At 64.8% G+C, this 19486-nt stretch carries 15 protein-coding genes; 1 reads left to right on the top strand and 14 read right to left on the bottom strand.

All coding sequences use genetic code 11. The features are described from left to right. Positions 1-285: 285 nt before the first annotated feature. On the top strand, positions 286-525 hold the full coding sequence (locus QVF59_RS15015; protein WP_159876023.1) for a helix-turn-helix domain-containing protein: 240 nt from the start codon (positions 286-288) through the stop codon (positions 523-525). Between the two features lie 43 nt (positions 526-568). Here the strand turns inward: QVF59_RS15015 and bluB are convergent, their stop codons facing one another. From bluB to QVF59_RS14945, 14 genes are all read right to left on the bottom strand, one after another. Further along, the gene (gene bluB / locus QVF59_RS15010; protein WP_287881011.1) at positions 569-1222 is read right to left on the bottom strand and encodes a 5,6-dimethylbenzimidazole synthase; all 654 of its coding nucleotides are present in this window, start codon (positions 1220-1222) and stop codon (positions 569-571) included. Then, positions 1219-2511 (bottom strand): cobyrinic acid a,c-diamide synthase CobB, encoded by a 1293-nt coding sequence (locus tag QVF59_RS15005; RefSeq protein ID WP_287881010.1) that lies wholly within the window; start codon positions 2509-2511, stop codon positions 1219-1221. The genes bluB and QVF59_RS15005 overlap by 4 nt, the downstream gene beginning before the upstream one ends. Position 2512: 1 nt before the next feature. After that, positions 2513-3115 carry a cob(I)yrinic acid a,c-diamide adenosyltransferase gene (cobO, locus tag QVF59_RS15000; RefSeq protein WP_287881008.1) on the bottom strand — a complete coding sequence of 201 codons (603 nt, stop codon included), beginning with the start codon at positions 3113-3115 and terminating at the stop codon, positions 2513-2515. 74 nt (positions 3116-3189) lie between these two features. After that, entirely contained in the window at positions 3190-4290 is a 1101-nt protein-coding gene (locus tag QVF59_RS14995) for a CobW family GTP-binding protein (protein ID WP_287881006.1), read from the bottom strand. Further along, positions 4287-5825, bottom strand: a complete 1539-nt coding sequence (gene cobJ, locus QVF59_RS14990; protein ID WP_287881004.1) for a precorrin-3B C(17)-methyltransferase — start codon at positions 5823-5825, stop codon at positions 4287-4289. The genes QVF59_RS14995 and cobJ overlap by 4 nt, the downstream gene beginning before the upstream one ends. 1411 nt (positions 5826-7236) lie before the next feature. After that, the gene (locus QVF59_RS14985; RefSeq protein ID WP_287881002.1) at positions 7237-8001 is read right to left on the bottom strand and encodes a cobalt-precorrin 5A hydrolase; all 765 of its coding nucleotides are present in this window, start codon (positions 7999-8001) and stop codon (positions 7237-7239) included. Continuing rightward, positions 7998-8837 (bottom strand): precorrin-4 C(11)-methyltransferase, encoded by an 840-nt coding sequence (gene cobM / locus QVF59_RS14980; protein WP_287881000.1) that lies wholly within the window; start codon positions 8835-8837, stop codon positions 7998-8000. The genes QVF59_RS14985 and cobM overlap by 4 nt, the downstream gene beginning before the upstream one ends. Next, on the bottom strand, positions 8834-9565 hold the full coding sequence (gene cobI, locus QVF59_RS14975) for a precorrin-2 C(20)-methyltransferase (protein WP_287880998.1): 732 nt from the start codon (positions 9563-9565) through the stop codon (positions 8834-8836). Before cobI ends, cobM begins: the two co-directional genes overlap by 4 nt. After that, a complete protein-coding gene (gene cbiD / locus QVF59_RS14970) occupies positions 9558-10712 on the bottom strand; it encodes a cobalt-precorrin-5B (C(1))-methyltransferase CbiD (protein ID WP_287880996.1) in 1155 nt (384 codons plus the stop codon). The genes cobI and cbiD overlap by 8 nt, the downstream gene beginning before the upstream one ends. Then, positions 10709-12280: a precorrin-8X methylmutase gene (locus QVF59_RS14965; RefSeq protein ID WP_287880994.1), complete on the bottom strand. Its 1572-nt coding sequence runs from the start codon at positions 12278-12280 to the stop codon at positions 10709-10711. The genes cbiD and QVF59_RS14965 overlap by 4 nt, the downstream gene beginning before the upstream one ends. After that, the gene (locus QVF59_RS14960) at positions 12277-13143 is read right to left on the bottom strand and encodes a cobalt-precorrin-7 (C(5))-methyltransferase (protein WP_287880992.1); all 867 of its coding nucleotides are present in this window, start codon (positions 13141-13143) and stop codon (positions 12277-12279) included. Before QVF59_RS14960 ends, QVF59_RS14965 begins: the two co-directional genes overlap by 4 nt. Continuing rightward, positions 13028-14974: a putative cobaltochelatase gene (locus tag QVF59_RS14955; RefSeq protein WP_287880990.1), complete on the bottom strand. Its 1947-nt coding sequence runs from the start codon at positions 14972-14974 to the stop codon at positions 13028-13030. The genes QVF59_RS14960 and QVF59_RS14955 overlap by 116 nt, the downstream gene beginning before the upstream one ends. Next, entirely contained in the window at positions 14971-19155 is a 4185-nt protein-coding gene (locus QVF59_RS14950) for a cobaltochelatase subunit CobN (RefSeq protein ID WP_287880988.1), read from the bottom strand. The genes QVF59_RS14955 and QVF59_RS14950 overlap by 4 nt, the downstream gene beginning before the upstream one ends. Further along, positions 19152-19481 (bottom strand): (2Fe-2S) ferredoxin domain-containing protein, encoded by a 330-nt coding sequence (locus QVF59_RS14945; protein ID WP_159876050.1) that lies wholly within the window; start codon positions 19479-19481, stop codon positions 19152-19154. The genes QVF59_RS14950 and QVF59_RS14945 overlap by 4 nt, the downstream gene beginning before the upstream one ends. Positions 19482-19486 lie beyond the last annotated feature (5 nt).

The following is a 19486-nucleotide window of genomic DNA, read 5'->3' as shown; positions in this document are numbered from 1 at the left end:
TTTCCGCCTGCGGACCATTCTGTACGATGACATCACCAACAAGCGCTATCTGAACGCCTTGCAAAAAGCGGCGGCAAGCTGCGAGCCGCCTGCCGGGGCTCAGGCAGAACCCGCCATACTGGCCGGGCAGGAAGGGGGTGGCTGATGTGCTAAGCCCTCACTGCCGGTGTTTGTCCGACCGGCTGCCTAGCCCAAACCGCTCTAGTTCAGCTTGCTGGAGCGGAGGTTCAGTTGAGTCCGCTGCAGTTATCTGCTCGGGCAGGAAATAGATGGAGCGTAAGAACCATGGCATTTTCCTTCCGGCAGTTGAAGTACTTTGTAGCGACTGCTGAAGCAGGGCAGGTTTCCTTGGCGGCGATGCAGCTGAACATCACTCAGTCGGCAGTGACGGCAGCCATCCGGCAACTGGAGGAAGTGCTGGTTACGCGCTTGTTTGTACGCCATCCGCACGGCATGGTAAGGCAGGGGCTGAAATCAGCCCGGCCATCGTGTTGTTTCGCGACTATTTTCGTCAGCAGTTTCTGAGTCCCTCCAGCAGCCAGCCTAGTGCGGCTGCGCGCTAGGGCTTTCAGCCTGTTGGCTGACCGGCCCCCCAGCCGTTTTCAAATACCAGCGCGGCCAGATTTTGCCGCTGCGCCCAGTTTTCCTGTTCCAGCATGGGTTTGTCGTAGAAAGCCTCGACATGGCCGATGCACAGGATGGCCACTGCCTTGGCCTCGGCGGGCAGGCCCAGCAGCGTGCCCAGCCGCTGCGGGTCGAACAGCGATACCCAGCCCAGGCCAATGCCCTCGGCCCGTGCCGCCAGCCACATGTTCTGGATGGCGCAGGCAATGGAGCAGATATCCATTTCCGGCAGGGTGCGGCGGCCAAACACATGGCGCTCGCGCCCGTCCATCAGCGCCGCCACCAGCACCTCGCCACAGTCGAGAATGCCTTCCACCTTCAGCTTCATGAATTCGTCTTCGCGTTGGCCCAGTGCCTTGGCGGTGGCTACCCGTTCCACTTCCACCTCGGCATGCAGTTGCTGGCGCAGGGCGGTATCGCTAATGCGGATGAAGCGCCAGGGCTGCATGAAGCCCACGCTGGGGGCCAGGTGCGCGGCCTGTAGCAGGCGTTGCAGCAGGGCCGGGTCGATCGGGTCCGGCTTGAAGTGGCGCATGTCGCGCCGTTCGCGGATGGCGCGGTAAACGGCGTCGATGTCGGCTTGGGGATAGGCATTCATGGCAGGAACAGTCTGGCGCAGGCCGCAGGGTTGGACGGGAAGTAAAGATGCAGATAACTGGCCAGCAGGCTGCCGTGGCGGTATACCGCCTCGCCCGGCCCGTTACCGGTGGCGCGGCTGGCATGGGTGAGCGGGGTGATGGGCGTATCCAGGCTGGAATAATGGAAGGTGTGGCCGCGCACGATGGCACCATCCAGTTGCAGTTGTTGCAGGCCCAGCGCACTCAGGCGGGTATTCAGCCGGGCATGACCGGGCAACAGGCCCAGCATCTGCCCGTGATTGCCCTGTTTGTCGACAAGGCTGTCCAGCAGGTAAAGCATGCCACCACACTCGGCATACAGCGGCTTGCCTGCTGCCACATGGGCGTGCAGGCTGGCGCGGCTATGCTGTGCGCGGGCCAGCGCGGCCAGATGCAGTTCCGGATAGCCGCCGGGCAGCCAGACTGCATCGCAGTCCGGCAGCGTGTCGTCGGCCAGTGGCGAGAAGTAATGCAGCTCGGCGCCCAATGCCTGCAGCGTCTGGATATTGGCCGGGTAGATGAAGCTGAAGGCGGTATCGCGGGCGATGGCGATGCGCACGCCGTCCAGCAGCCGGGGCTGGCTGGGTGCCGTGGCAGGCTGGAAGGCGACGGCGGGTGGCAGATCGGCCAAACTGGTGCTTGCCAGCTGGGTGGCAGCGCGCTCCAGCCGTGCTTCCAGATCGTCCACTTCCTGCGCCTGAACCAGGCCCAGATGGCGCTCCGGCAGGCCCATGTCCTGCTGGCGCATTACCGCGCCCAGATAATTGAGGCTGGCGGGCAGGGCAGTGGTGAGCATTTCTGCATGACGGGCTGATGCCACCTGATTGGCCAGCACGCCGTAAAACGGCAGGCCGGGGCGGAAGGTGGCCAGGCCATGCGCCACCGCCGCAAAGGTTTGCGCCATGCCGGCAGCGTCGATGATGGCGGCTACCGGCAGGCCGAACAGCTGCGCCAGATCGGCACTGCTGGGCGTGCCATCGAACAGGCCCATGCTGCCTTCGATCAGGATCAGGTCGGCCTCGGCGGCGGCGGCATACAGGCGCTGGCGGCAGTCGTCCTCACCGTTCATCCACAAATCCAGTGCGTATACGGTGTGGCCGCTGGCCTGTTCCAGCACATAGGGGTCGAGAAAATCCGGCCCGGTCTTGAACACCCGCACGGTTCGGCCCTGCTGGCGGTGGTAGCGCGCCAGCCCGGCGCTGAGGGTGGTCTTGCCCTGATGCGAGGCCGGGGCGCTGATGAACAGCGCCGGGCAGTGGCGGATGGCCATGTCAGAACTCCACGCCCTGTTGCGCCTTGATGCCCTGCTCACGGAAGGGGTGTTTCACCAGTTTCATTTCCGTGACCAGATCGGCGGCATCAATCAGCGCCTGCGGCGCATGGCGACCGGTAATCACCACATGCAGGTTGGCCGGGCGGCTGGCCAGTGCAGCCAGCACTTCGTCCAGCGGCAGGTAGTCGTACTTCAGCACGATGTTCAGCTCGTCCAGGATCAGCATGTCGTAGTGGCCGCTATTGAGCATTTCCAGCGCGGCGTCCCAGCCCTGGCGCGCGGTAGCGATGTCGGCCTCGCGGTTCTGGGTGTTCCAGGTATAGCCCTCGCCCATGGTGAGAAAGCGGCAGTTGTCGAAGCGGCTGAACAGGTCGCGCTCGGCGGTATGCAGCGCGCCCTTGATGAACTGCACCACGCCCAGCTGCATGCCGTGGCCGACAATGCGCAGGCCCATGCCAAAGGCGGCGCTGCTCTTGCCCTTGCCAGTGCCCGTGTGGATGATGAGCAAGCCTTTTTCCTTGGTGGCGGCAGCCTTTTTCTTTTCAAAGCCGGCCTTGCGCTTTTCCACCATGCGCTGGTGGGTGGCGGCGTCGGTTTTCATGGCGGTTTCCTTCTGATTGCTGGTCTGCGGCGGCGGTCGGGACCGTGCCGCAGCAGGGTTTTTGTCAGCCACTCTTACTGCCAGTGGGTGCCGGTGAGTGTGCGTAGCAGCTCCACAATGCGCGGACGGCTGGGGTGATAGCCGATGAATACCAGCTGCGCCTGCCGTGGTGCGGCGGTTTCCGGCTCCTGTTGCAGTTGCACGCGCTGGCGCACCGCTTGCAGTGTCAGCCGGCCCTGGCCATCGGCACTGGCAGCATGGCCCTTGATGCGCAGCAGCGCTTCTTCGCGGGCAATGGTTTCCACCGCTGCCAGCAGGCGGGCCGCGTCCTGCGCGTCCTTGCTGCGAATCAGGAAGGACTGCCAGCCCGGGTCCTGCTCGTGAAAATGCTTGTGGGTGGCCAGGCCATGACTGTGCGCGGCCAGGCCGCCGTGGCTGTGGCCGTCCAGCAGCGCCTGGTTGGCCAGCGGGCGCAGATTCAGCGGCAGGCTGGATACCGGGCCGTAATGGCGGTGGCCGCTGCCGCTGACTTCATGCAGATGCAGGCCCAGTGTCAGCCGGGTGTCCAGCTTGGCCTGATAGGCCAGCTCGATGAAGCGGATGGACGGCGCCAGCTCGCGCACCGTGCTTTCCGCTTGCAGCATGGCGGTGTCGGTAAGGGTGTCGATCTTGTTCAGCACCACGATGTCGGCATTTTCCAGCTGCTGGCGGAACAGGCTGGCCACCGCGTCGTCCTGCTGGCCGTGGCCGGCATCAAAATCGCCCGCTATCAGTAGCGGGGTATCCACCACTGCCAGCGTGGCATCCAGCACAAAGCGCTCGGCCAGCTCCGGGCCTTGCAGCTGCTCCATTACCGCGCTGGGCAGGGCCAGTCCCGAGGTTTCGATCAGCACATGGTCAATCTGCTGGCGGCGCTGCCACAAGGCCAGCATGGTGGGCAGGAAGTCCGCGTCGTCGTCATAAGCCACCAGGCCGTTGGCCAGGTCGTGAATCTCCACCCCAGCCTTCTCTTCCGTGCGCAGGATGGTGCCGTCGATGGACTCCTCGCCAAACTCGTTGACCAGAATGGCCAGCCGCCGTTGTTTGCTGTCGCGGATCAGATTGGACAGCAGGGTGGTTTTGCCCGCGCCCAGAAAACCGGTGAGCACGGTGACCGGAATGCGCGGGCTGCTCATGCCAGTTGCTCCAGTGCGGCTTGCAGGCTGGCAAAGTCGGCAAAACTGGCCGGGTAGTCCAACTGAGGACGGTCCACCACGATAAAGGGAATGCCCAGTGCGGCGGCAGCGGCGGCCTTGGCACCATAGCCACCGGCATCACCGGATTGCTTGCTGATGACGCAGTCGATCTGCCAGTCGCGCCACAGGGTTTCATTGGCCGCCTGCGAAAATGGGCCCTGCATCGCGCACAGCCGGGCGCGCGGAATGCCAAGGTCGATGGCGCGTTGCAGGTGTTGCGGGTCCGGTGCCAGCCGCACAAACCATTGCTTGTCAGCCGCGCCCTCGGCCTGCACAAAGCCGGCCAGCTCCTTGCTGCCGGTGGCCAGGAAAATGCGCTGGCCATGCTGCATTGCCAGTTTTGCCGCTTCGGCCATGCTGCTGCAGTGGATGGCCGGGTGCTGGTCCGGCGCGCTGGGGCGCTCGTAGCGCAGATAGGGCAGGGCCAGTTCCTGAGCCAGCGCCATCAACTGCTGCGACATCTCGGTAGCGTAAGGATGGGTGGCATCCACAATGCAGCGTGCCTGGCTTTGTTGCAGCAGCTCGCGGCGACGCTCCACGCCCAGCCGCCCGCTGATGCTGGTGAGGCCCGGGCTGTCGGCGGCGACGATTTCGGCACCGTAGTCACTGGCCGTGCTGACAATCACCGGCTGGCCGTTTGCCGCCAGCTGGCGGGCCAGCGCATTGCCGTCGCTGGTGCCGGCAAACACCCAGGCGGCAGCGCCGGGCAGGCTGTCAGCGGTAATGGTGTCGGCGGTGTTCTGCCAGTTGAAATAACCGCGCGGAGTGAACATCCAGTTACGCTTGCGGCGGGTGAAGCGGTTGCCGATCACCAGCGAGGTGAGCATGTTGAACTGGCGGGTGCGCAGCTCGGCCAGGGTGACGATTTCCACGGTCTGGCCTTCGCGGTAGGCATTGTGCACGATGCCGCACAGGGTTTCCGGCCGCTTGTGTTCCAGCATGATGTCCAGAATGCGGTACACGCCTTCCTGCCGCTGCTTGCTTTGCACGTTGTAAAACACCACCGCCAGATCAGCCTCGGCAATATGGCGGGCGCGGCTTTCAATCCACTCCCACGGGCAGAGCAGGTCGGACAGGCTGAGCGTGGCAAAGTCGTGCGACAGCGGCGCGCCCAGCAGCGAGGCACAGGCATTGGCCGAGGTGATGCCGGGAATCAGCTGCACATCGAAGCTGTCGTCCTCGCGCATGTCCTCGTAGGCCAGCGTGGCCATGGCGTAAATGCCGATGTCGCCGCTGGAAATCAGCGCCACTGTCTTGCCGGCACGGGCTTCTTCCAGCGCTAGCTGGGCGCGGTCGCGCTCCTGGGTGAGCGGCAGGGTGCGGATGTCCTTGCCGGCAATCCACGGCTGGATCCATGTAAGGTAAAGGTCGTAGGCGACGATGACGTCGCTGGCGGCCAGCGCCTGTTCCACCATCGGCGGGATCAGTTCGCGGCTGCCGGGGCCGACGGAGACTAGATAGAGTTTTCCGGTCATTGTTTCATGCTTTCTGCTGCATGCAGGCGGGGCCTGCCAAAAGTTTGTCTGGGCAATGCGTGGTGCGCATTGCGGATGTAAATCCTGTATTTGTTACGTAGCGGTGCTGGACTGTGGTCCTGCATCGCCGGGTTTTACTGCGTGGTTTTCCTTCCAGTTCCTCACGCAAAAAACAAATCAACTTCGCGGGTCTCGCCCCGCCGGCGAGGTACTTTGCTTTTGCTTCGCCAAAAGAAAGTACCCAAAGAAAAGGCGACCCGCAGCGCGTCGAATTCCCGCCCCAGCCATCCTGCCCAAGGCGCGGCTGAACTCGCACCGTGCTAACGTCACGGTGCTCAAACATGCAGCCGCTTAAAACCTTGGGCAGCACGTCTGTGTCGGCTCGCGCTGACGGGACTGGGGCCTCATCGTATTTGTTTTGGCCATCCTTAAAACGTCTGTGGGATTCGAACCCACAACCCGGTCGGATAAAACCGGATTCTTTTACCTTTTCACGTCACTTCCATCGTACCAACGCGCCCATAGGCCCCATCAAGCATGCCGACGGGTGGCCGGGGCGAGGTCTTAAGCGCCTGCCCTGTCTGAGCGATTTGACGTTAGCAAATCGCGAGTTCAGGCGCGCCTCGCACCGGTCGGGCCCTGTCGGGCAGCCGCAGGCCATGCTTGCGGGGTGGCCTTGGAGGTGGAGGAGGGCTTGGCCAGGCAAGCCCTCCTTCCCGTCCGCCGCGCGGAAGCGGCATGTAAAACATCATCCGCGTGAGCGGATGCCCAAACTGGGTTATCACCGTAAACATAAAAACCAAAACTAAAATCAACTTCGCGGGTCTCGCCCCGCCGTCGAGGTACTTTCTTTTGCTTCGCCAAAAGAAAGTACCCAAAGAAAAGGCGACCCGCAGCGCGTCGAATTCCCGCCGCAGCCGCACCGCCCAAGGCGCGGCTGAACTCGCACCGTGCTAACGTCACGGTGCTCAAACATGCAGCCGCTTAAAACCTTGGGCGGCACGTCTGCGTCGGCTTGCGCTGACGGGACTGGGGCCGCGACGGGTCTGTGCTATCTATCTTTAAAAACGTCTGTGGGATTCGAACCCACAACCCGGTCGGATCAACCCCGACTCTTTTACCTTTTCACGTCACTTCCATCGAACCGACGCCACCCTTGGCCCCATCAAGCATGCCGCCGGGTGGCGCTGCTGCGGTTTTAAGCGGCTGGCTGTTTGAGCGATTGGACGTTAGCCAATCGCGAGTTCCAGCCGTGCCGCAGCAGTGTCAGGTCCTGTCGGGCAGCCGCAGGCCATGCTTGCCGGGGTGGCCTTGGAGGTGAAGGAGGGCTTGGCCAGGCAAGCCCTCCTTCCCGTCCGCCGCGCGGAAGCGGCATGTAAATCACTATCCGCGTGAGCGGATACAAAACCCCTTATTCAACTGCCCCAAAATCAGCAAACCCATCCTCCACCACCGCCACCGTCACTCCCTCTCGCGCCATCTTCGGTACCAGCAGCCGCCCGCGCGGGCTGGCAATCAAGGCGCAGGGTTCGCACACCCCATCCACCCCCACATTCTGCTGCACCCAGGCGGAAGGCTGGCCGGTCCAGCCGCGGGCGGCCACGTCGCTGCGGACAATGACGCGCAAGGGCAGCGCGTGACGGGCGCAGAACTCCAGCAGGCCCACTTCATCGGCCTTGAGGTCGATGGTGGCCACCTCGCGCACTTCGCTGAGGCTGCGTCCGGCCAGCGCTTGCAGCACGGCCTGTTCGATGGCGTCGGCGCTCTTGCCACGGCGGCAGCCTATGCCCAGCGTCAGCGGCTTGAGTGCTTCGGTTGCCGTGGTGATGGCCGGGGTGGCACCGGTCAGGCGGGCAACGTGGTAGGCCAGCGTGTTGGCCCCGCCTTCGTGGCCGGACAGCAGCGGGATGGCAAAGCGCGCGGCTTCGTCCAGCACCACCACCGCCGGGTCGGTGAGTTTGCTTTGTGGCAGGCCATCCAGATAGCGCACGGCAATGCCGCTGGCCATCAGCAATACCCATTGGCGGTGCTGATGGAAGGCGGCGGCAAACTGCTGGCGCGCATTGTCATCCGGCTGCTGCCAGGGCTGGTAGAGGGTGGCGTCCAGCGCGCTGGCCAGTTGCTGCGCCAGCGGCAGGGCTGATTCGCGCACGGTCCAGATGGCGGTGTGGCTCACGAGGCTTCCTGCTCCTGGTGCTGCTCCCGTTCCGCAGCCTGCTCCGGTTTGCGCTTGCTGGGGCGCGGGGTTTTGCGGTCGGTGCCATCGCGGAAGATATGGGTGAAGCCAGCGGCATACAGGCTGGATTCCACCCCGCCTTCGCGCGACAGCGCCGCGCCCACCAGCAGCAGGGTGGTGAGCAGCCAGTCCTTTTGTTTCACCTCGTCCAGCAGCTTGCCCAGCGTGCTGCGGTGGATGGACTGGTCCGGCCAGCTGGCGCGGCGCACCAGTGCCACCGGGGTGTCCGGCGGGTAGTGCAGCAGCAGGTCGGCCACGGTGTATTTCAGCCGCTGGCCGGACAGGAAGATGCACATGGTGGCGCGGTGTTCGGCAAAGCGGGCGATGGATTCCAGCTCCGGCACCGCGCTGGCACGGCCAGACACCCGGGTGAGAATGATGGATTGCGAGATGGCCGGGCGGGTCAGTTCGCTGCCCAGTGCTGCCGCAGCGGCGGTAAACGAGGACACGCCGGGGACGATTTCGTAGGCTATGCCCAGCGCTTCCAGCCGGCGCATTTGCTCGGCGGTGGCACCGTAGATGGCCGGGTCGCCGGAATGCAGCCGCGCCACGTCGATATTGGCGGCCTGGGCGCGGCGGTAGCAGTCTTCCTGCTGGTCCAGCGACAGTTCGGCGGTATCGAGGATTTCGGCACCTTCACTGCAATGCTGCAGCATGTCGGTGGGCACCAGCGAACCGGCGTACAGCACCATGCCGCAGCTACCCAACAGGCGCGCGCCGCGCAGGGTGATCAGGTCGGCGGCACCGGGGCCGGCACCAATGAAATAGACTTTCATGAATGACGTTTCTCTCTCGCCTGACGGCGGATCAGCATGGTGGCAAGGTAACCGCTGGCCGAGGCGTCCAGCTGGCTGACATCCGGACACAGGATTTCATCGGCTAGGCCGATGCGGCGGGCGAAGGCGCAGTGTTCGGCAATGCCCAGCCGCGACAGCAGGGCCAGCACATCCGGCAGGCGCTGGCCGATTTTCATCAGCACCACGATGTCGTGGCTGGCGATGTCCGCTTCCAGCGCGGCCATGTCGTCCGGGCAGGGCAGAATCAGCATGCGCTCCTTGCCTTCGCCCAGCGGCCAGGACAGTGCCGAGGCGGTGGCGGCAAAGCTGGTGACGCCGGGAAAGGTGGTATGCACCAGACCCGGCAGGCGTTCGCGCAGCGCGGCCAGTAAGTAACCGTAGGTGGAGTAGGTCATGCTGTCGCCGATGGTGAGATAGGCCACCTTGTGACCTTGTTCCAGCTCTGCGCCCACACTGGCGGCCAGCGCGGCGTAGTGGTCGGCCAGCAGGCTGCGGTCCGGGTCCATGATGAATTCCACGTCACGGAATTTGCTGGCGTCGACGGGCAGGCCGGCCAGACATTGCTGTGCCACCGATTGCTCGCTGCCACGCGCGCGCGGCAGGTAGATGATGTCGGCCTGCTGCAAGGCTTGCAGCGCAGCCACCGGTATCAGCCCGGCCTGGCCCGGGCCTACGCCCACGCCAATGAAATGTCCCAGTTCACTCATGTGTGTCTCCGGCGGCTTCGCCCAGCGGCGTGCCGTCCATGCTGAACAGCCGCACTGCCACGCGGCGGGCGCTGGGCAGTCGGCTGTGCATGCGGGTGGATACCCGCTGTTCTATCTCCATCCAGAAGGCTTGCGCCTGCGGATGGCCTTGCAATATCTGCACGATGTTTTCCACCGTATTGGCCTGGCGGATGGCCTGTACCAGCGCCGCGCTCAGGCCCAGTTCCGCTGCCAGCTGCGCAACATCGCCCATGGCCATGCCGCTTTTGCCGGAGTGGGTGTCCCATACTTGCGGGTCCAGCAGCTTGGCCAGTTTGCCGGGGTGGCCCAGCACCCATAGCGTGTCCAGCACGCGGCCCTGTTCCTGCAGGATGGCTTCGGCCTGTTCCAGCGAGCTGCCGACAAAGTTGGCAATCTGCACCACCTGTTTTTTCGGCAGGCTCAGTACGTCGGCGGCGTAGCCACGGCCTATCTTGCCGGGGGTGAAGGCGATGGCGGCAGGCAGATCGCCCAGTGCCACGCGGATATATACCTCGATGGAGGCCATCCACGCTGCCAGCGACATCGGCTCGACAATGCCGCTGGTGCCCAGGATGGAAATGCCACCGACGATGCCCAGCATCGGGTTGAAGGTGCGCTTGGCAATGCGCCCGCCTTCCACGCAGCCGATGGCCAGGTCAAAACCGGGGTCGGCACGGCCGGCAAGCATCTCGGCCACCGCCCACTGCATCATCTGGCGTGGTACCGGGTTGATGGCCGGCTCGCCCGGAGGAATGCGCAGGCCGGGCAGGGTGACCGTGCCCACGCCTTCGGCGGCAATAAAACGCAGCTGGCCGCTGCCATTGCGCCGCACCTCGGCAAAGATGGTGGCACCGTGGGTGTTGTCCGGGTCGTCGCCACCGTCTTTCAGTACTTCGGCACGCGCGGTGTGTTCATCCAGCAGGTCCACCGCCTGTATCGGCACGGTGAGATAGTAGTCCGGGTCGGGCAGGCTGATGTCCACTTCGCTGGCGCGCACCCCGTCCAGCAGGCAGGCCAGCGCGGCTTTTACCGCGGCGGTGGCACAGCTGCCGGTGGTGCGACCGCGGCGCAGGCCGTTGGGGGCCGGCACCGTCAGGTCGTAGGGAACGCGCCGTTCGTGGGTCATGCCTCTTGCGCTGCCTGTTGCTGCTGGTACACGTGGCCGATGGCGTCAATCATCAGCGCATTGACGATGGTGGCCGCCCACGGCGAGCCGCCACGGGTGCCGCTATTGGTGATGCGTGGCACTTGCAGCAGGCCGCGCAGTGCGTCCTTGCATTCGCGGGTGCCGACAAAGCCCACCGGCAGGCCTACCACCAGCTGCGGTCGCCAGCCGTGTTCGCGCACCAGCCGTACCAGCTCCATGATGGCAGTGGGCGCGTCGCCAATGGCCACGATCACGTCATTGCCAAACTTTTCCCAGGCGCGGCGGATGCCAGCAGCAGAGCGGGTGAGGCCATGTGCCTCGGCCAGCAGATAGGTTTCCGGGTCGTGCACGCCGCACCAGGTTTCCACTTCCAACTGTTGCAACACCGCGCGCTTGAGGCCGGTTTCCACCATGGTGACATCGGTGACGATGCGGCGGCAGCGCAGCAGGGCGCGCATGCCGATGGCGGCTGCGCCGGGGGAGAAAAACAGCTCGTCCACGCTGCTGAAGTCACCGGTGGTGTGTACCAGCCGGTGCAGCGCGGTGTGCTGTTCTGCCGGGAAGGCCGACCAGTCACGCCCCTCGCGGATGATGCGCATGCTTTCCGCCTCGATGGGGTGCGGCACATAGGGCGGCCAGGCGGGGGCAGCGGCAGGGGTGTTGTCCTTGGCCAGCAGGCCGCGCACCTTGCCGTGATGGCCTTGTTGCGGCGTGCCCACTTGCTGTTCAAAGCCGATGATCTGCACCCGGTATTTGCACAGCGAACAGTTCATGCTGGCGCGGCCTTCCACGCCCTCCTGCGCCCGCTCCAGAAACACTTCGGCCACATGTTCGTGTACGCCCAGATAAGGCGCGGCCAGCACTTCGATGTCCGGGCAGCGTGCGGCCAGATCGTCCACCGCGCCGTAAATGCGCTTGACCAGCACGCCATCGAACAGGAAGTAAGGCAGCACCACGATGCGCTCAAAGCCCAGCAGGCTGGCCGCTTTCAGACCGTCGGCCACCAGCGGGCGGGCGGTGCCGGAATAGCAGACAAAGGACGCGCCAAAGCCCATGCCTTCTTCCAGCATGCGGGTGAGTTTGGCGATTTCCGAGTTGGCGTCCGGGTCGGTAGTGCCGCGGCCCACCACCACCAGACAGCTATCGCCACGCGCTACGGTGCGCGTTGAGCGTGCCTCGGCCTCGATGATGCGCAGGCGGCACAGCTCCAGCAGGCGCGGGTGCAGGTCCATGGCCGCGCCAAAGTGGAAGCTGGTGTCCGGGTGTTCCTGTTGCAGCGCCAGCAGTTCGCTGGGCATGTCGTTCTTGGCATGGGTGGCGGCCAGCAGCACGCCGGGGGTCATCACTACCGTATTGGCACCATCGGCAATGGCCGCAGCCACCGCCTGGTCGATGGTGGGCGTGGCGAACTCCAGAAAACCGTGGTAGATGCGGCGCTGCGGTGCACGCTGGCGCATCAGCTCAACCAGCGACATGAATTCGGCGATACCGGCCGGGTCGCGGCTACCATGCCCGGCCAAGACGATGCTGTAGTCCTGCGTGCTCATTGCGCCTGCTCCGGCGTGGGCAGATGGCTGGGCTCGATCTGGCTGTCCATCGGCGTCTTGGTGCGGATCAGCATGATGCTCATGTCCGAGCAGCGGTGTTCGGCGCACTCGGCCAGCGTGCCGTGCCATTCGGCTTCGCCACGGGTGAGGTTTTCCCACACTTCCACCTGCTGGTCGGCCGGAATGCCGTTTTCCAGCAGGTAGGCGGCGATATGCCAGGGCATGAAGGAGCGCGCTTCGTCCCAGGGACAGGGAATCACGATGGCATTGCGCTGGTCTTGCAGCACATGCACCAGATGGCGCTTGAACGGGGTGAGGTCGCCACGGCGGTGGAAGGTGATGAAGGTGGTTTCGTCAAAACACACCTTGGCACGCGAGGCCAGCACCTGGGCCGAGGACAGGCCAGGCATGGTTTCCACCGGGTGGCCACAGGCGCGTTCCACCCGCTCCAGATACTGGAAGCCGCTGAAGTGGATGTCGCCCATGAATACCACCACGCAGTTCTTGCCGGCGTGGTGCAGCTTGGCCACTTCGTCCAGCTGGGCCACCTGGTCGCGGTAACCCATCTGGATGACCTGGGCGCTGTCCGGAATCAGCGGGCGTACCACGTCGATGACGGCGTTGAAGCCGGCCACCACGTCGGCATTGGCAATGAGGTCGGCCGAGCGGCGTGGCAGGTAGCCGATATCGCCGGGACCGGCACCGATGCAGATAATCATGTCTGTTCCTTTATGCTGCGCGACGGCATCAGCCCAGTCGCGCCTGAATCGTGATGGTGAGTTGTTCGCTGGACAGCTGCTCGCACGGCAGGTATTCCGCCCGCATGGCCTGGGCCAGCTCGCGGGCGCGGCCCAGCTTGACATAAGCTTGTTCGGTATCCAGCACCAGCGCCGGGATGGCGGCGTCGGCCAGCTCGCCCGCCAGTTGCAGGCTTTGCTGCCACGGGTCGGCATGGTCTTCGCCCAGTGCCACATTGGCGCGGCCATCGCTCAGCAATACCAGCAGCGGTGACAAGCCTTGTGCGCCCTGGCGACCCAGCGTGGCGGCGGCCAGTTGCAGCGCATGCGGCAGCGGGGTGCGGCCTCCGGTGGGCAGGGTGTGCAGCGCTTGTTCGGCCTGTTCCACCTGACGGGTGGGTGGCAGCACCAGCTCGGCCTGACGGCCACGGAAGGCGATGACGGCAATCTGATCGCGACGCTGGTAGGCGTCCTGCAGCAGGCTGAGCACCGTGCCCTTTACCTGTTCCATGCGTTGTTGTGCAGCCATGGAGCCGGAGGCGTCCACCACCAGCACAATCAGATTGCCCTGTTTTGCCGTACGCACCTTGTCGTGCAGGTCGGCGCGGGTAACGGCAAATTCCGCCGGATTGCGCTGGATGGCATGGCGCAGGGTGGCGTCCAGTGCCAGTGCCTGCGGCTGGGCATTGGGCACGGCGCGCACGCTGTGGCCACGCCGTGCATTCAGCACCGTGCTGCGGCGGCCGCTGGCTTCGCTGTAACTGCTGTGGCTGGCCAGGCGGATGGTGCCGATGTCCTGCGGCGCGTGGGCGGCAAACAGCTGCTCGCCGCCGTTGTCCGGCGGTGATGACTCGTCCTGCTCGTCGTCAGTGGGCGTGTCTTGTTGCTCACCCGGCTGTTGTTCTGTAGCGGGGGTGTTGTCGGCTGCGCTGGCGGGTGGCGGCGGATTTTGCGCTTGCTGCGTCAGCTCGTCCAGCTTGTCCTGATCCAGCCCGCTTTGCTCGAAAGGCTTGCGGCGGCGACGGTGCGGCAGCACCAGCATGGCGGCAGTGCGGATGTCTTCGGCGCTGACTTGTGCCCGCGCATCCAGCGCGGCCAGTGCGCGGGCTGCCTTGTGCAACACGATGTCGGCGCGCAGGCTGGCGACTTCAAACTCGCAGCACAACTGGCTGATGAAGTCGAACAGGTGCTCGCTCACCGTCACCGTGGCCAGCATGGCCTGGGCCTGACGAATCTGCTCCTGCAGCGCGCTGCCCTCGGCCTGCCAGTGGGCGGCAAAAGCCTGCGGGTCGGCTTCGAAAGCCAGGCGGCGGCGTACCACCTCGCTGCGGATGGCGGCATCGCGCGGGGCGCTTACGTCCACCATCAGGCCGAAACGGTCCAGCAGTTGCGGGCGCAGCTCGCCTTCTTCCTGGTTCATGGTGCCCAGCAAAGTGATGCGCGCCGGATGGCTGATGGACAGGCCCTCGCGCTGCACGGTGTTGACGCCCATGGCGGCCACGTCCAGCAGCACGTCCACCAGATGGTCGGCCAGCAGGTTCACTTCGTCGATGTACAGCAGGCCGCGGTGGGCATTGGCCAGCAGGCCGGGCTTGAAAGCCTGGCGGGCCTGCTTGAGTGCCTGTTCAAAGTCCAGGCTGCCCAGTACGCGGTCTTCGCTGGCACCCAGCGGCAGGTTGACGAAGGGAACAGCAGCATCGTCTGCCACCGCGTGTTCGCCCTGACAGCAGCTGCACTCGGGCAAGGGGGAGGCCGGGTCGCAGTTGAAGGCACAGCCGGGCACGCGGCGGATGGGCGGCAGGATGGCAGCCAGCCCGCGTGCGGCGGTGCTCTTGGCACTGCCCTTGTCACCACGGATCAGCACGCCGCCTATGCTCGGATCCACCGCGCACAGCAGCAGCGCCTGTTTCAGTTGTTGCTGACCGACGATGGCGGCAAACGGATAAATCTGTTTCATGAGCGGCCTTGCGGATGTTCGCCACGCGCTTCCAGCATGGCTTCGCTATTCAGGTGCAGTTGTTGCAGCGCGGCCAGGGTTTCCGGCCTGGGCTGTTGCCACAACTGGCGCTGGGCGGCTTCCAGCAGGCGTTCGCTGATGGCATTGAGCGCCCACGGGTTGCTGTCGGCAAAAAACTGCTGCATGGCCGGGTCCAGCGCGTAGCGGGCGGCCAGTTCCTCGTATACCCAGTCGTCCACCACATGGGCGGTGGCATCGTAGCCGAACAGGTAGTCCACGGTGGCAGTTAGTTCCAGCCCGCCCTTGTAGCCGTGCTGCTGGATGCTGGCAATCCACTTGGGGTTGGCCACGCGCGAGCGGAACACGCGCAGCACTTCTTCCTTCAGCCCGCGCACTTGCGGCTGGTCCGGGTTATGGCTGTCGCCAAAGAAGGCGCGCGGCTGGCGGCCGGTCAGGCTGCGGATGGTGGCAATCATGCCGCCGTGGTACTGCAGGTAGTCGTCGCTGTCGAAGATGTCGTGTTCGCGATTGTCCTGATTGTGCAGCGCCACTTCCACGCCGGACAGGCGATGCCGCAGCGCGTCGCGCGCATCGGCCCCCTGCACCTGACGGCCATAGGCATAGCCGCCCCAGTTGAGGTAGGCGGTGGCGAAGTCGGCGTCGGTCTGCCAGTTCTGCTCGTTGATCAGCGGCAGTATGCCGGCACCGTAGCTACCGGGCTTGGCCCCGAAGATGCGCAGCAGCGCCGGCTCGGCAGCATGACCCGGCAAGGCCTGCAACAGGCCCTGGCGGATGTCGTCCAGATAGTGTTTGCGCAGGTAATTGTTGGCCGGGTCTTCGTCCAGCTCGGCTACGGTCTGTACTGCTTCGTCCACCAGCGCAATCAGCTGCGGGAAGGCATCGCGGAAAAAGCCGCTGATGCGCACCGTGACGTCGATGCGCGGGCGGCCCAGCTCGGCAAGCGGAATCACTTCGATGCCGGCCACGCGGCGGCTTTCGGCCTGCCAGCGCGGACGCACGCCCAGTAGCGCCAGGATTTCGGCAATATCGTCGCCGTGGGTGCGCATGGCGCTGGTGCCCCACACGCTGATGCTGACCGATTCCGGATACTGGCCGGTTTCCTTGCGATGGCGCGCCAGCATTTCATTGGCCAGCTGGCTGCCCACCTGCCAGGCGGCTTGCGAGGGCAGGCCGCGCGGGTCTACCGAATAGAAATTGCGTCCGGTAGGCAGAATGTGCGCCATGCCACGGGTGGGCGCGCCGCTGGGGCCTGCCGGCACATAACCACCGGCCAGACCGCGCAGCAGATTGTCGATTTCCTCGTGGGTGCGCGCCAGATTTGGCAGCAGTTCGCGCTGGATATAGGCCAGTACCTGTTGCAGGGCCTGGCTGTTGCCGGCCTGCGGCAGTATGGCGGTGATGACTGCGGGAAGCGAAGCCGCCTCCGCACTCAGCGTATGGGCCACCAACTGGCGGGCCAGTTGATTGATGTGGTCGATGGCATCGCTGCGGGTGTGCAGCAACTGCGGGCTGCTCATTTCCAGTGCCACCGGCACGTTTTCCAGCCGGCGGCCCTTGTCATCCTGCAGCGCGTCCCAGTCCACCCCCAGTGCGGCGGCCACGCTGGCAGGCAGGCTGGGTACGGCCAGATTGGGCAGGCGGGTGAGGGCGCACAGCATGTCCACCAGTGCCTCGCCCTGCGGGGCCTGACCCAGGATGTGCAGGCCGTCGCGGATTTGCGCTGCGCCCAGCTCGCACAGATAGCCGTCGATGTCCTCGATCAGGTGGGCCACGTCCACGCCCTCCATCTTGGCCAGCGTCAGCGGTACGCCGTCAGCGTTCAGGGTGTCATCCCATTCGTGGGCATGGTCGTGGCCGTGATCGTGCGCATGACCGTCATGGTCGTGCTCATGCTCATGGTGATGATGGTCGTGGCCATGTCCATGGTGGTGCTGTCCATGGTCATGATGGTGATGATCATGCGCGCCATGGCTGTGTGCTGCGCCCTTGGCCACCGGGCGGAACTGCATGCCTGCTGCCTTGGCTGGCGTCGCTTTCCCGGCTTTGGCTGGCTGGCTCAGGCGATAGCCCGCTTGCGCTGCCTTGGGCGCATGCGGGTGGGCATGATCATGGCCGTGGTGGGCATGGTCATGGTGATCATGCGCGTGATGGTCATGGCCGTGCTCATGTTCATCATGGTGATGATGGTCGTGCCCCAGCATGGCAGCCAGATCGCTATCCAGCTTGGCTTCCTTGATCAGGTCCCAGATTTGCTGCTGCAACAGCGGCAGCTTGTTCGGGTCCAGCATTTCCACCTGGTAATACTCGTCCACCAGCTGGGTGAGCTGGGCCAGCGGGCCGTAGGTGTCGGCGGTGGTCATCGGCGGGGTCAGGTGGTCGATGATGACCGAATGGGCGCGGCGCTTGGCCTGCGAGCCTTCACCCGGATCGTTCAGGATAAAGGGGTAGAACATGGGCATGTCGCCCAGCAGCGCGTCGGGGAAGCAGTGCTCCGACACGCCCACGCCCTTGCCCGGCAGCCATTCCAGCGTGCCGTGCTTGCCCACGTGGACGATGGCATCGGCCTGCCACTCGTCGCGCAGCCAGCAGTACAGCGCGTAGTAGTGATGGGTGGGTGGCAGGTCCGGCGTGTGGTAGATGGCGTCCGGGTCCATGCCATAGCCACGCGGCGGTTGCAGCGCGACAAAGGCATTGCCCAGTTCCATGCCGGCAAATACCAGCTGGTCGCCATCCACATAAGCCTTGCCCGGCGCTTGGCCCCAGCGCTCCAGCATGCGCTGTTGCAGCGGGGCCGGTAGCTCGGCAAACCATTGCTGGTAGCGCACCAGCGGCACGCGGGCCACGGCATTACGTAGTTGTTCGGCGCTCAGGTAGTCGGTGTCGTAACAGCCGCGGTCGATCAGGCTGTGCATCAGCGCGTCGCTGCTCTCCGGCAGCGGTCCCATCCGGTAGCCATTGGCCTGCATCGCCTGCAGCAGCGCATACAGCGAGGCGGCGGAATCCAGCCCCACCGCATTGCCCACTTGCGAGGCCTTGCTGTTGGAGTTGGTAAAGATGAAGGCTACCCGCTTGTCCGCTGCCGGGGTGTGCTTCAGCCGTGCCAGTCGGGCGGCAATGCCGGCCAGGCGGCGCATGCGGTCCGGCAGTGGCTGGTAGTCGCTGCTGGCCGGGTCTTCCGGCTTGAACGATACCGGCACGCCGATGATGCGGCCGTCGAATTCCGGCAGCGCCACATTCATGGCGGTGTCCAGCGGGTTTAGCCCGCGTTCGGATGCTTGCCACTGCGCCTGGGTCATGCTGCTGGTGATGGCTTGCAGCACCGGGATGTCCAGCTGCTCGAAAGCCTCTACTGCCCAGCTGGCCTGGGTGGCGCCTTCGGCATTGACTTCGCCCATGGCAAAGGAGGTGGTGTTGATCAGCACGCAGGGCTCACCTGCACGTGGGTCGCGCAACAGTTGCAGAGCTGCCGGCATGCCGGCTTCGTCCTGGCTGCGCAGCGAGGAGGTAAACAGCGGCAGCGCGTTGATTTGCCGCTCGGCCAGCATGTCCACCAGCATGTCGATAAAGCGGGTGTTGCCGCTCAGCCAGTGGGCGCGGTAAAAGCTGATGGCCACCGTGGGCCAGCCGGGCTGGCGAATTTCACACCAGTCATCCAGGCTGCAGGCGTCGGACAGCTCGGGGTGATACAGGCCGTGTTCCGGCAGCGCGGCTGGCGGCAGGTAGCCGTAGCCAGTCAGCAACAGGCGGTCGGACAGATAGCGCATCAGCTGCGCCATATTGCTGCTGCCACCGGCTTGCAGATAGGCATTGGCATCCTGCTGGATGGCCGGGGGGACGGTGCTGAGGGCGGCCAGTTCCGGGTCCGGCTCGCCAGTGCCGCTGAGGATGATCAGCGCCTGATGCCGTGCCAGCGCCTGTTGGCGCAGGGCATCGAAAGCGGCAATGGCCTGTACCCGTCCCAGCACGCGCAGCAGCAGGATGCGGGCGCTGGCAAGCGGGCCGTCCAGCAATTGCTGCATGTGGTTTTCATCGGCGATCTGTTGCAGGGCAATACCGGATACCGGGCTGAAATCCTGCGGCCAGTGGGCGCGGCCCAGTGCGGTCAGGTCGGTGCCGGCATGGCTGAGCAGCACGATGCCGCCTTGATGGTGCTGGGTCATGGGGTGCTTTCATTGCAGACGTCGCCCGAGCCCAGGCGGTGGAAAATCAGCGGTTCTACCGGCACACCGCCTTGCAGATGCTCGCTGACGATGCGCTGTACCGCGTCGGCATCCACCTTGCGGTACCACACGCCTTCCGGATACACCACCATGATGGGGCCCTCCTTGCATACGGCAAAACAATGGCTGCGGGTGCGTTTCACCTTGAGGCCGTCGCAGGCGTCAATCGCCTGGCCCAGTTGCTTGAACATGACTTCGGCTTGCTGGCCGTTTTCGGTACAGCGCGGGCCGGTGCACATCAGCACGTGTTTGTAATGCAGTCGCATGTGTT

Origin of the sequence: Aquitalea sp. (assembly GCF_030150775.1) — a bacterium.
GTDB classification, from domain to species: Bacteria; Pseudomonadota; Gammaproteobacteria; order Burkholderiales; family Chromobacteriaceae; genus Aquitalea; species Aquitalea denitrificans.
This window is presented reverse-complemented; position numbering and strand designations above follow the sequence as displayed.